This is a genomic window from Ruegeria sp. BI11 (assembly GCF_056538005.1).
This window is the reverse complement of record NZ_JBQFSM010000017.1, coordinates 71,405-82,266: the sequence shown is the minus strand read 5'-3', so window position 1 is coordinate 82,266 and position 10,862 is coordinate 71,405. Positions and strand designations below refer to the sequence as shown.

At 57.6% G+C, this 10,862-nt stretch carries 14 protein-coding genes; 5 read left to right on the top strand and 9 right to left on the bottom strand.

Features of this window, described 5'->3' with window-relative positions; all coding sequences use genetic code 11:
* Positions 1-153: homogentisate 1,2-dioxygenase (locus ACR0DT_RS23255; RefSeq protein ID WP_480713047.1), on the bottom strand; the 153-nt coding region annotated here is incomplete at its 3' end.
* 57 nt (positions 154-210) lie between these two features.
* Between ACR0DT_RS23255 and ACR0DT_RS23250 the strand changes: the two genes are divergently transcribed.
* Both ACR0DT_RS23250 and ACR0DT_RS23245 read left to right on the top strand, forming a co-directional pair.
* Positions 211-663 carry a MarR family winged helix-turn-helix transcriptional regulator gene (locus ACR0DT_RS23250; RefSeq protein ID WP_480713045.1) on the top strand — a complete coding sequence of 151 codons (453 nt, stop codon included), beginning with the start codon at positions 211-213 and terminating at the stop codon, positions 661-663.
* A gap of 65 nt (positions 664-728) precedes the next feature.
* Positions 729-1,961, top strand: a complete 1,233-nt coding sequence (locus ACR0DT_RS23245; protein ID WP_480713044.1) for an adenylate/guanylate cyclase domain-containing protein — start codon at positions 729-731, stop codon at positions 1,959-1,961.
* 32 nt (positions 1,962-1,993) lie between these two features.
* Here ACR0DT_RS23245 and ACR0DT_RS23240 read toward each other — a convergent pair whose 3' ends face one another.
* Positions 1,994-2,812, bottom strand: coding sequence for a DUF2189 domain-containing protein (locus tag ACR0DT_RS23240; RefSeq protein ID WP_480713043.1), 819 nt, complete (start codon positions 2,810-2,812; stop codon positions 1,994-1,996).
* Positions 2,813-2,911: 99 nt separating this feature from the next.
* Positions 2,912-3,721, bottom strand: coding sequence for a division plane positioning ATPase MipZ (locus ACR0DT_RS23235; RefSeq protein WP_480713042.1), 810 nt, complete (start codon positions 3,719-3,721; stop codon positions 2,912-2,914).
* 207 nt (positions 3,722-3,928) lie between these two features.
* On the opposite strand from ACR0DT_RS23235, the gene ACR0DT_RS23230 reads away from it, so the two are divergent.
* Both ACR0DT_RS23230 and ACR0DT_RS23225 read left to right on the top strand, forming a co-directional pair.
* Positions 3,929-4,816: an AEC family transporter gene (locus ACR0DT_RS23230; RefSeq protein WP_480713041.1), complete on the top strand. Its 888-nt coding sequence runs from the start codon at positions 3,929-3,931 to the stop codon at positions 4,814-4,816.
* Positions 4,817-4,895: 79 nt separating this feature from the next.
* Positions 4,896-6,491: an MFS transporter gene (locus ACR0DT_RS23225; RefSeq protein ID WP_480713040.1), complete on the top strand. Its 1,596-nt coding sequence runs from the start codon at positions 4,896-4,898 to the stop codon at positions 6,489-6,491.
* A 19-nt stretch (positions 6,492-6,510) separates the two neighbouring features.
* On the opposite strand, the gene ACR0DT_RS23220 is transcribed toward ACR0DT_RS23225, so the two are convergent.
* The 3 genes from ACR0DT_RS23220 to rplS form a co-directional block, all read right to left on the bottom strand.
* Entirely contained in the window at positions 6,511-6,738 is a 228-nt protein-coding gene (locus ACR0DT_RS23220; RefSeq protein ID WP_480713039.1) for a hypothetical protein, read from the bottom strand.
* 215 nt (positions 6,739-6,953) lie between these two features.
* Positions 6,954-7,175 carry a 50S ribosomal protein L31 gene (rpmE, locus tag ACR0DT_RS23215; protein WP_170350316.1) on the bottom strand — a complete coding sequence of 74 codons (222 nt, stop codon included), beginning with the start codon at positions 7,173-7,175 and terminating at the stop codon, positions 6,954-6,956.
* 11 nt (positions 7,176-7,186) lie between these two features.
* Positions 7,187-7,570 (bottom strand): 50S ribosomal protein L19, encoded by a 384-nt coding sequence (gene rplS / locus ACR0DT_RS23210; protein ID WP_170350317.1) that lies wholly within the window; start codon positions 7,568-7,570, stop codon positions 7,187-7,189.
* A 381-nt stretch (positions 7,571-7,951) separates the two neighbouring features.
* Here rplS and ACR0DT_RS23205 point away from each other — a divergent pair, with 381 nt between their 5' ends.
* Positions 7,952-8,752, top strand: a complete 801-nt coding sequence (locus ACR0DT_RS23205) for a glycoside hydrolase family 25 protein (protein WP_480713038.1) — start codon at positions 7,952-7,954, stop codon at positions 8,750-8,752.
* Here the strand turns inward: ACR0DT_RS23205 and trmD are convergent.
* The 3 genes from trmD to rimM are packed head-to-tail and all read right to left on the bottom strand — an operon-like array spanning position 8,749 to position 10,861.
* Positions 8,749-9,546 carry a tRNA (guanosine(37)-N1)-methyltransferase TrmD gene (gene trmD, locus ACR0DT_RS23200; protein WP_480713037.1) on the bottom strand — a complete coding sequence of 266 codons (798 nt, stop codon included), beginning with the start codon at positions 9,544-9,546 and terminating at the stop codon, positions 8,749-8,751. The two genes, ACR0DT_RS23205 and trmD, sit on opposite strands and share 4 nt — an antisense overlap.
* Positions 9,543-10,358 carry a hypothetical protein gene (locus tag ACR0DT_RS23195; RefSeq protein ID WP_480713036.1) on the bottom strand — a complete coding sequence of 272 codons (816 nt, stop codon included), beginning with the start codon at positions 10,356-10,358 and terminating at the stop codon, positions 9,543-9,545. The genes trmD and ACR0DT_RS23195 overlap by 4 nt, the downstream gene beginning before the upstream one ends.
* Complete coding sequence (rimM, locus tag ACR0DT_RS23190; protein WP_480713035.1) at positions 10,358-10,861, bottom strand: ribosome maturation factor RimM; 504 nt, start codon at positions 10,859-10,861, stop codon at positions 10,358-10,360. Before rimM ends, ACR0DT_RS23195 begins: the two co-directional genes overlap by 1 nt.
* Position 10,862: the final 1 nt, after the last annotated feature.

The following is a 10,862-nucleotide window of genomic DNA, read 5'->3' as shown; positions in this document are numbered from 1 at the left end:
ATTACACCGCTGAGGGCTGTTCATCCCCTGCGGCAAAGCCCCAGACAACGCCTCAGTCTCAAAATCATTCCCAAAACCAGGCAAGTAGCCCGCATGGGTGCCAGCAGCGGTGCTGGCTTGGGTCATTTCATGCGGATTGGTCGGATGGTTCATCCTGTGTTCCTCCGGTTGCTGCTTGTGGGATAATAGTTGATTTTGTAACTAACAAGCATGACCCAGATTGAAACCGATAAAATTGATGCCTTTAATGTGCAGGAATTTCTACCCTATCTGCTGAACCGCGCAGCCGAAGAAATCTCGTTGGAGTTTCAGCAGATCTATAAGGACCGCTATGGTATGTTGCGCACCGAATGGCGGGTTCTTTTCCATCTGGGCAACTACGGAGAGATGACCGCGAAAGAGATCGGGCAACGCGCCCGGTTGCACAAAACCAAGATCAGCCGCGCGGTTCACAGTTTAGCGACCCGTCGCTATTTGGTGCGCAATCGCAGTGAAACAGACCGTAGGGTGGAAAACCTGATGTTGACCCAAACGGGCCAATTCGTCTATCGCGAGCTGAGAGGCATTGCCGAGCATTATGATGCAAAGCTGACAGCCCAATTTGACGAAGATGAAGTCGTACTGTTGCGCAAAATGTTGCGGCGGCTGGCGCATATGGATTGACCACTGGTAATTGCACCGCTTGGGCCCCAGATGACATCCAGAGCGGACACTGGAATAAAAATAAAATGACGACCCTTAACGCCGAAACGGCGAAATCTACTGATCTTATCAATTGGCTTGTCACCCGAGGGCTGGAAGGCGCGCCGAAAGAAGAATTGCTGGACGGTTATTGCAACAAGCTGTTGGAGCTGGGCGTTCCGTTGATGCGGTTTCACGCGGCACAACCAGCGTTGCACCCGGTCTACGGTGGCACCGGTTTTAGCTGGTATCAGGGGGAAGGCGGAGAAATCGAGACATTCGATTCTTCTGACGAACCTAATGAAGAGTGGCAGCAAAGCCCTCTGTTCGCGATCCTGAACAATGATATGGACGAAATCCGCGAACGCCTGGTCGACCAGAACGAGCCCAGTCGTTTCCCATTGCTGAACGAACTGCGCCAGATCGGGGCGACTGATTATTATGCCACCGGAGTCAGCTTTGATGTACCGACCCACAATGCGCCGAAAGACGCCAAAAAGGCGGTGGACGGGGTGCTGATGTCTTGGACCTCGAATGCGCCCCAAGGGTTCGAGGACAAGGATCTCAACCTGATCAACACCGCCTTACCTCATCTGGGGTTGGCGTTGAAATCTGCGGCCAGCACGCGCGTTTCAAAGGATCTAATGCGGGTATATCTGGGTCGTGATGCAGGGCGGCGGGTGTTGTCTGGCGAAATCCGGCGGGGTTCGCTGCAGCAGATTGACGCTGTGATGTGGAACTTTGATCTGGAAGGGTTCACCAGCCTCTCCGAAGAGCTTCCGGGTTGTGAAATCATCGACATGCTGAACGACTATCTGGCTGTGGCCGTCGGCGTCGTCCATGACAATGACGGTAATATCCTGAAGTTCATGGGGGATGGGCTGATGGCAATGTTCGACGTTGGTGAGATCGACGAAGACGCCCGCGCTGCGCTGAAGGCGGTGCCGATGCTGCAGCAACGGATAGAAGACCTGAACACCCGTCGCGCCGCCGAGGGATTGCCGGTGGCCAACTTTACACTGGCCTTGCACGCGGGCGAGATTCTGTATGGCAATATCGGGTCTGAGACCCGGTTGGATTTCACCGTTATCGGGCCAGCCGTGAACCAGACCGCCCGCATCGCAGGCATGCACCGGTCGCTGGGACAGCGTATATTGATCTCGGACGATGTGGCGCGCGCGGCTCAGCCCTGTGGTCAGGATTTGATCTCGGTCGGGCGCTATATGTTGCGTGGCGTGCCAGAGCCGAAGGAGTTGTTTACGGTCTATAATGCCGCCTAAGCAAAGTTGGACTTTTAAGCTGGCTGACTAGATCACCCCTGTGCCGGTGAAACCGCCCGCTGATAGAGATGCCATGTGGTGTGGCCGAGGATCGGCAGAGTGAAGATCAGGCCCAGAAATGCTGGAACCAGCGACAATAGCATGGTGACCGAGATGATCGCCGCCCAGCTAAGCATGACCACCGGGTTTTCAGAGACGACGCGTAAGGAAGTTAACATGGCGGAAACAAAATTGGTTTCCCGGTCCAGCAGCATGGGCATAGCCACGACGGTCACCGAGAACAGAACAGTCGAAAGAAATGCACCCACGCATGTGCCGACAACAAGGAATGTCCAGCCCTGCGGGGTGAAGAATACGATGTTCAAAAAGCCGTCAAAATCCGAGAAAGATGCCTTCTGCAGAATGATCGCCAGCCAAAGCCGGATCTGGTAGACCCACACCCAGAAAATGAACAGGGTGACGAAGGCCATCCAACCCATTTCACGCTTGCGTTGATTGGCCATGACGGTGAGGATTTCAGACCAGCCGAAGCTTTCGCCCTTCTGAAGCCGGCGGGACATCTCATAAAGCCCGGCGGCGGCGAACGGCGCGACCAGCGGGAATCCTACGATGGCGGGAATGATCATCCAGATCTTGCCAAGTCCGACCAGAACCCAAACCAACAGAATTCCAAAAACCGCATAGAACAGCCCGAAAAAGCCGCTCATGAAGGGGCGCGCCAGAAAGTCCGAAAACCCGGCCTTCAGCGATGCGGTGATATCATCCGCGGTCACCTTATTGACTTTGGGCATGGACTGCTGCTGCGGTGTCAGTTTATCCGGTGGCGTGGAACCCGCGGTCTCGGATGTCATGGCATCTCTCCTCCGCGTACAAATTTGCAGCAGGTGAGGCGCAAGGGCAAGGGGGGAGTCCGGAAGCTGAGTTATGCAGCTTGGACATTAGAACAAGTTCTAAAAGTCGATCTCGACACCCGGCAGGTTCAGTTCTTTCATCATGTCGCGCAGTTCTTGCCGGGCCGCGATGTTCGAGATGTTCAGCTGTTTGACCCCGATATCCTTGAGGTCCAGCAGTGTCAGGCCACGCGGGAACAGCTCGCGGAAGATAACTCGCTCGGAAAAGCCAGAAGCGACGCGGAAGCCGATGCGTTGGGACAACATCTCGATCGCGCGCTGCATTTTTTCCTTGTTGACCATACGCTGCGTACCGACGCGGTTGCGCACGACCACCCAATCGATGGGCTTCAGCCCGGCCTGTGCCCGCAATTGCCGCGCGTTCCAGACCATTTCGGAGTAAACCGACGGCCCGAGGATTTTCTCACCCTTTGAATCGATCCGCGCAAGCAGATCAAAGTCGATGAAGCTGTCGTTCAGCGGCGTGATCAGGGTATCGGCCAACGAATGCGCCACCTGGCTGAGACGCGTGTGCGAACCCGGGCAGTCGATCAGGATAAAGTCACTGTCACTTTCCAGCTCAGCCACAGCGGCCGACAGGCGGTGGTCGTAGATATTCTCGCCTGGCTTCAGCTTGGACGCATCAATTTCGGGCAGATCATGATGGCGCGGGCTGGGCAGGGGGACTTCGGACCCGTTCATGAATCTGCCGCGGTTTTCGAAATACCGTCCCAGGCTGCGCTGTCGCAAATCCAGATCCAGCGTGCTGACCTTGTGACCCAACCGGGCCAGTGCGGTGGCCACATGCATCGACACGGTCGATTTGCCCGCGCCGCCCTTCTCGTTCCCCACTACGATGATATGTGCCATGCCTGTATTCCCATGTCCCGCCGTGTTTACCCACACGTTGTTGCGAACCACTATATGTTGTGGAAGCCGGGATGGGAAGAACCTCAAGCGGTGATTTAAGGCCCTAAATTGGAAAACCATGATCTGGAATAGGGTTAAGCTGCATGCTTGCCAAACATGGTGCCCTGATTCACTGTCAGGCGCAGAGGATTGCGATAGGGGCGGCCAGTGGATCATCTGTTTCTGAACGTTCTGAATGTGGTCCTGCCCGTTCTGATTTGTGCCGGAATCGGGTATTGTCTGGCCCTGATCAAAGCACCGTTCGACAATAAGGTGATCGGTGGAATCGTGTCGCGGGTGGGCTACCCGACGCTGATCATCTCGCATCTGTCCGCAACCAGTATCGCTATTGGTACCTTTCTAGATGTGATGGCTGCCGCTGCGCTGGCCATTGCCGGATTCGGAGTGCTGGGGTTCGCCGCCCTGAGTGTGATGCGCCTGCCGGTACGCGCGTTTCTGACACCGTTGATGCACAGCAACGTGGGCAATATCGGCTTGCCGATCACGTTGCTGGCTTTGGGGGACGCAGGCATGGCCTATGCGATGGGCTTCGTTGTCGTCGTGCTGACCAGCATCTTCACCGTCGGCATGTGGATTCCGGCCGGAGAATTCTCGCCCCGGAAAATCGCTACCTCGCCGATCATCTACGCTGTGATCATCTCGCTGATCCTAGTGTCGACCGGGTACAGTCTGCCGCAACCTCTTGCCAAATCCTTTGACATTCTCGGAGGGTTGTCGATTCCGCTGATGCTGCTGACGCTGGGCCATACGTTGGCGACATTGCAGATCAAGCGACTGGGTCTAGCGGTGGTTCTGACCCTGTTGCATCTGGTCATGGCGGTTGTGATCTCCAGCGTGCTGGTCTGGGCGTTCGGTTTTACCGGGGCTGAACGCGGCGCGTTCATCCTGTGTTGCCTGATGCCGTCTTCGGTGGCGACTTACCTGTTCATTGACCAACACGTCCCGGAATACGGCCCCGACGTGGCCGGTTTCATTCTGGTTTCGACACTGACCACAATTGTGGTCCTGCCAGTTGCGCTGTCTTATTGGATTTGACGCGCACCCTATGCGCCGAGATAAAAATCGCTAAACTGCTGATTAATTGCATTAAAGATCTACAGATTGAGGGACGTTGATGACTGACAAGACCTCGGCAGAAGTTACACCGCAGGCCCGTGCCCGCGTGGTGCTGGCGATGACGGCGATCTGCATGATGGTCGTGGGGTTCAATACGACCGCCGTTACCACTGTCCTGCCCAACCTGAAGGCCGAGTTCGACCTGACCCCGTCCGGGCTACAGTGGGTGATGGCGACCTACACGGTAGCCAGTGCCACGCTTGTCACCATTGTCAGCCGGCTAGGCGATATCACCGGTAAGATGGGCGTGTTTTTCTTTGGCATGATCGTTTTTGCGATCGGGTCGGCCTCGGTCATGTTTGCGCAGGATGGGACGATGCTGCTGATCGGTCGCGGTGCGCAGGGAGCTGGGGCAGCGGCACTGTTCGGCACCTCTCTGTCCGTTCTCACGGCGGCCACGCCCGAGGAGCAGCGCGCCAGCGTCACTGGTGCTTGGGGCGCAGTCGTCGGATTGGCGATTGGTGTCGGTCCGATAGTGGGCGGTGCGATGGGCCATTTCATCAGCTGGCGTGCGATTTTCGCGACTGACCTGCTGCTGCTGGCCGTAGCCTTTGCCATCGGCTTGCACGTCAGCAGACGGAAATATGTGCCCGACATCCGTTTGGCCGGGGCCAAGTTCGATTACCCCGGAGCCGTCGCAATCCTTTTTTTCCTGGGGCCGCTGTCCTTCGCGCTCAGCAACGGAGAAAGCGGTGGCTGGACCACACCGTTGACATTGGTGCCGCTGGCCGTGGCTGCGGTGGCAACGGTCGCACTGGTCATTGTATCGCGCCGCAGCGACGACCCTCTGATCGAGCTGCGATACTTCCTCCATCCACGCTATTTCATGGCTGCGGCGGGCATGTTTTTTACTGGCTTCACGCTGTTCTGTTTCTTTGTCTATTTCAACACTTTCGTGCAGTCACCGGATGCCTTCGGATACAGCTCCATCGAGGCGGGGCTGGCGATCATGCCGCTCAGCCTCAGTATGTTTGTCATCTCGGTGACCGCGCCCCGTTTTTTGGCGCCTTATAGTTTCCAGTGGCCTGTCGCGATTGGCTTGGGGGCGATGGCCTGCGGGTTCCTGTTACTAATGTCGACGAATAACACCACACAATATGCCGAAATCTGGTGGAAACTGCTTATTGTAGGCATCGGCATGGGAATCTGTTTTTCCTTGCTGCCGCGCCTCGGCCTGCGTCTGCTGCCTGAAGAGCATGTCGGCCAGGGATCTGGAGTGATCAACGCCTGCCTTTATTTCGGAGCTACGCTAGGAGCAGTGGTCGGAGGCCTGGCCGAATCCATCACCAAGCGCCGGGGACTGTCTGAGGTGATTAACGCATTGCCTGCCGGATCGACCCAGCGCGAGGATCTGGCGCACGCGTTGACACATGGCACCCCCAGCCAAATCCAACAGCTAATCGTAGGCATGGACCCGTCGACCAGTGCGACTCTGGCCAAAGCCTTGCGGGATTTGCAGGACAACGCCTTTGATAGCGCGATGGTTGTCGCTGCGATTGCAGCGCTCATCGGTATGGCGCTTGCGCTGCTGCTATTGCGCGGACCCGTACCGCCAGTTCATAGCGCGGCTGAGCTGACGCGAGCACCGCATTGATTCGCGAGCTTAAAGATAACTAGCCACCCAGATACACCCCGTCTTTCGGGCGGTAGAAAACCTTCTGATCGTGCAGTTTGCCAAGAAGATCGTGGACACGGCGCAGTGTGTTCTCGCGCACCACTTTGCCGTCATCCGTTTCATCTGGTGTTGCCAGAGACCGGGACGCAGCCAAGCCGCGCAAGGCTGTTTCGATCAGGTCCATATCCTCTATCGAAAGCTCGAACATATCATTGTACTTGGGCATCTTCAGGGTCTCCGTCGTATCAGGGCGGCTCTTAGTGCCAAGTGTAACATCTTTTCGGCGTAGTGCGGCGATCGCTGCCTATGGCGAGTGCAATCGGCGGAAGTGTCTTCAGGTGCTTCCTTTCTGGTAGGCCTTCTGCACCGTCTCAAAACCTACTCTGAAAAGAAAAAGGCCGCCCCAAAAGGACTGCCTTTCGCATTCGAAACGGATCAGGCTCAGAAGCCGAGACCTTCGTATTTCTTCTTGAACTTCGACACGCGGCCGCCGGCGTCCATCAGGCGCGACGAGCCACCGGTCCACGCGGGGTGCGAGGAGGGGTCGATTTCCAGAGCCAGCTGGTCGCCTTCGCTTCCCCAGGTGGATTTCATCTGAACCACGGTGCCATCGGTCATTTTGACGTTGATGAAGTGGTAATCGGGATGGATGTCTTTTTTCATCTTTCCGCTCCTTACGCCTCGGCGCCAGCTTTGGGCTTGTAGTTTGTGACTTCTGCGATACGTGCGGATTTACCGCGACGGGTGCGCAGATAGTACAGTTTGGCGCGACGGACGCGGCCACGGCGGACAACGGTGATGCTGTCGATGTTGGTCGAGTGCAGCGGGAACACACGCTCCACGCCTTCGCCAAACGAGATTTTGCGGACGGTGAACGAACCGGCGATACCATCGCCACCTTTGCGCGCGATGCAGACGCCTTCGTAGTTCTGCACACGGGTGCGCGAGCCTTCGGTCACTTTAAAGCCGACACGGATGGTGTCACCGGCTTTGAAATCGGGGATGTCTTTCCCCAGGGCGGCAATCTGTTCCGCCTCAAGCTGTGCGATCAGGTCCATCGCAGTTACTCCTATCTGCTCGTGGTTGGTCCACGAAGTTAAGCACGGCCTGAGAGCTCTTGGTCTTCATCGGGTCCTGCGTACAGCCCGCCAGAGGTCAGATCGAATGTTCCTTTGGTCTGGCTTGCCCTGACACGCGGTAGCTGAAGAAAGCCGAGCGTTGCGCCATAATGCAAACCAAAACACCGGAGTCGCGTCGCGCGGCACCGGATTGCGCTGCTTTAAGGGGTTTGCGGTCAGGGATCAAGATAAAAACGCCATATTTTCTATGCCGGGGCGGTGGGTTTTTGCCGTCTGCAAACTGCACCGTTGCCTTATTGGGCCGATCAGGCATTCTGGAGGCAATTATACGAGCAGAAATTTAAAAAACAGGAACCGATCATGCGCATTGCATTGATTCTGGCCGCATTGGCCTTTGCGACCCTGTCCTGCGGTCGCAGCACCCCTCCGCCCCAAAAGGTCGAGGCCAAAGCTTTTCTGAGCACGACCTCCCCTTCGGTCATCTACCCGGCCTTTGGCGACGCCGACCCGCATGACTGGGACGGGCGGCACCCGGGGCATTACCCGGTGCATGGGCTGGACGTGTCGCGTTGGCAGGGACCGATCAACTGGCACAAAGCCAAGGCGTCGGGCGTCAGTTTCGTGTTCATCAAAGCGACCGAGGGTGGAGACGTAGCTGACCCCCTGTTCGACGATCACCGCCGCGGCGCACAGGCGGCGGGCGTACCATGGGGGGCGTATCACTATTATTACTTCTGTCGCCCGGCGCATGAGCAGGCGCGGTGGTTCATCAAGAATGTGCCGAAGGGGGCCGATCTGCCGCATGTGCTGGATATGGAGTGGACCCCGCATTCCAGAACCTGCAGGCTGCGCCCCGATGGTGCCACTGTCCGGGCCGAGGCCAAACGGTTCCTCGACATTCTTGAACGTCACTACGGTCGCCGTCCGATTGTCTACACGACCGTGGATTTCCATGGGGACACCGAAATCGGGCGTCTGCGCGGAACTGAATTCTGGTTGCGATCCGTTGCCGGGCACCCCCATCAGGTCTATCCCAAAGCGTCCTGGCGGTTCTGGCAGTATACCGGCACCGGGCTGGTGCCGGGCGTGCAAGGAAAGGTGGATATCAACACGTTCAACGGCCACCCCGAGAGCTGGGCGCGATGGAAGGCAGGGGGTTAATCCCGCGCCTTTCGGTAGATCTCCCACAGATCAGGGCGCCGTTCGCGAGTAATCTGTTCCGACATCCCGTGCCGCCATTCGGCAATGCGCCCGTGGTGACCGGACATCAGGATGTCTGGGATCGGGCGACCCTTCCATTCGGCAGGGCGGGTGTATTGTGGGTGTTCCAGCAGACCTGAAGAAAAGCTCTCTTCTTCGGCTGAGGCTTGATTGCCCAGCACGCCGGGGATCAACCGCACCGTGGCGTCTATCAGCGCCTGTGCCGCGATCTCACCGCCGGTCATAACGAAGTCGCCCAAGCTAACCTCTTGCACCCCGTAGTGTTCCAGCACCCGTTCATCGACGCCTTCGAAGCGGCCACACAGCAGGGTCATGCCGTCACACCGTGCAAGATTCTGCATCATACGTTGATCCATCCGGCGGCCGCGTGGGCTGAGATAGATCAGCGGCCAGTTGCCCTGAACACCCGCCATCGTGTGTTCAATCGCTTCGCCCAGCACGTCGGCACGCAACACCATACCGGCGCCACCGCCCGCTGGCGTGTCGTCGACATTGCGGTGCTTGCCAATACCGAACTGGCGCAGATCGACAGTTTCCAGCTGCCAAAGACCTTCCTGCAATGCCTTGCCGGTCAGGCTTTCGCCAAGCACGCCGGGAAAGGCCGAAGGGAACAGGGTGATAATCTTGGCCTTCCATACACCGTGCAGGTCAGGCGTCGGGGTCATCAACTCGCGCGGTTTCAGGGTTGGGCGGATCGCTTTGCGACCGTGGGATTTACTGGGTTTGTCTGTCATGTCGTGCCGATCAGAGCGCCTTTTGCGCGTTCGATAATCGCTGTCTTTTGTTCGATCAGGGCGGCTTCGTCCAGACGCGAACGGTTCAGATCCAGAAGTTCCGCCAGAACGTCTTCGGGCAGGCGATTGTTCACCCGGGAAGGCGGCACCAGACGTTTGGCTTTGTCGCGCGACAGGTTCAGATACTCGGCAAACGGGGTGCCGGGACCGAAGCGTTGCAGTTGCAGTTCCTCAAGCCACCCCGTCATCACGGTGACCGCAGGCAGCCGGTCGCGGATTTGGTCTACGGTGTCCTGTAAAGATGGCAGATGATCCATGTTTGACTGGAAGGTTTCGAAATCGTGGACCTGGCGCATGCGTTCCAGATCATGTGCCCAAAGGCTGCGCAGCCAGCCACCGCGCTGGCGCAAAGACAGGTAAACTGTGAACTCAACCTCTTGCCGGTCGAAGCGGTGGCGGATCGCGTCCACCAGACAGGCGGCAAGTTCTGGTGCCGCCGCATAGCCTTGCTCGATGTTGCGGCTGGGGCGCAGTCCGGCGAAGTTTTCTTCGCTGATGATCAACCCGCGTTTGGTGCCGAAATCCAACGTCTCTAAAAAGGCGTTTAGCCGGGAGCCGAATTCGGACAATGTGCCCACGGTGCCATAGATGGAATGGGTGGTAGCCGCTTGCGACAGGCCCAGGTTTCGGGTGCGATAAGGCAGAACCAACGAAAAATGCGGCCAGAGCAGTTCACGGTTGTCGTATAGGAAAGACTGCGCCGCGGTGGTGCCGGTTTTGTGCAGTCCCAGATGCAGCAAAACCCTCCGCATCAGATCAACCCTTCGGGCGGGTCCGCGACAATACGGCCCTTGTCTAGATCAACGGTCGGAACGGCCTCGAGCGTAAAGGGGAGCAGGACAGTTGATTTTAGTCCCGGCCCATGTAGTTCCAGCAAGTCGGCCGCGCCGTGGTTCTGCACCGATTTCACCCGGCCCAGCAGGGTGCCGCCAGTGTCGTAAACCTCAAGCCCGATCAGGTCGGTGTGATAAAATTCATCATCGGGCAGGGATGGTAACTGATCGCGTCGCGCAAACAGGCGCAGGCCCTTCAAAGCGTCGGCCTCTTCTTTGGTTTCAACCCCGCCCAGCCGAGCCGCAAAGCCGTTTTTGATCGAACGGGTCAGGACCAGCGGGTAACGCGCGTTGCCTTCTTCATCGGTCAGGGGCGAATAAGCCTCGATATCTTCGGGGATCGCGCAATAGCTTTTCAGGCGCACTTCGCCGCGTACACCGTAAGAACCCGCAATGCTGCCGACGCAGATCAGATCACTCATT

What these genes read in the sequence shown, in the direction of transcription:
- ACR0DT_RS23250 (WP_480713045.1), top strand. Translation starts at nt 211, where the DNA reads ATGACCCAGATTGAAACCGATAAAATTGATGCCTTTAATGTGCAGGAA.
- ACR0DT_RS23245 (WP_480713044.1), top strand. Translation starts at nt 729, where the DNA reads ATGACGACCCTTAACGCCGAAACGGCGAAATCTACTGATCTTATCAAT.
- ACR0DT_RS23240 (WP_480713043.1), bottom strand. Translation starts at nt 2,812, where the DNA reads ATGACATCCGAGACCGCGGGTTCCACGCCACCGGATAAACTGACACCG.
- ACR0DT_RS23235 (WP_480713042.1), bottom strand. Translation starts at nt 3,721, where the DNA reads ATGGCACATATCATCGTAGTGGGGAACGAGAAGGGCGGCGCGGGCAAA.
- ACR0DT_RS23225 (WP_480713040.1), top strand. Translation starts at nt 4,896, where the DNA reads ATGACTGACAAGACCTCGGCAGAAGTTACACCGCAGGCCCGTGCCCGC.
- ACR0DT_RS23220 (WP_480713039.1), bottom strand. Translation starts at nt 6,738, where the DNA reads ATGCCCAAGTACAATGATATGTTCGAGCTTTCGATAGAGGATATGGAC.
- rpmE (WP_170350316.1), bottom strand. Translation starts at nt 7,175, where the DNA reads ATGAAAAAAGACATCCATCCCGATTACCACTTCATCAACGTCAAAATG.
- rplS (WP_170350317.1), bottom strand. Translation starts at nt 7,570, where the DNA reads ATGGACCTGATCGCACAGCTTGAGGCGGAACAGATTGCCGCCCTGGGG.
- ACR0DT_RS23205 (WP_480713038.1), top strand. Translation starts at nt 7,952, where the DNA reads ATGCGCATTGCATTGATTCTGGCCGCATTGGCCTTTGCGACCCTGTCC.
- trmD (WP_480713037.1), bottom strand. Translation starts at nt 9,546, where the DNA reads ATGACAGACAAACCCAGTAAATCCCACGGTCGCAAAGCGATCCGCCCA.
- ACR0DT_RS23195 (WP_480713036.1), bottom strand. Translation starts at nt 10,358, where the DNA reads ATGCGGAGGGTTTTGCTGCATCTGGGACTGCACAAAACCGGCACCACC.
- rimM (WP_480713035.1), bottom strand. Translation starts at nt 10,861, where the DNA reads ATGAGTGATCTGATCTGCGTCGGCAGCATTGCGGGTTCTTACGGTGTA.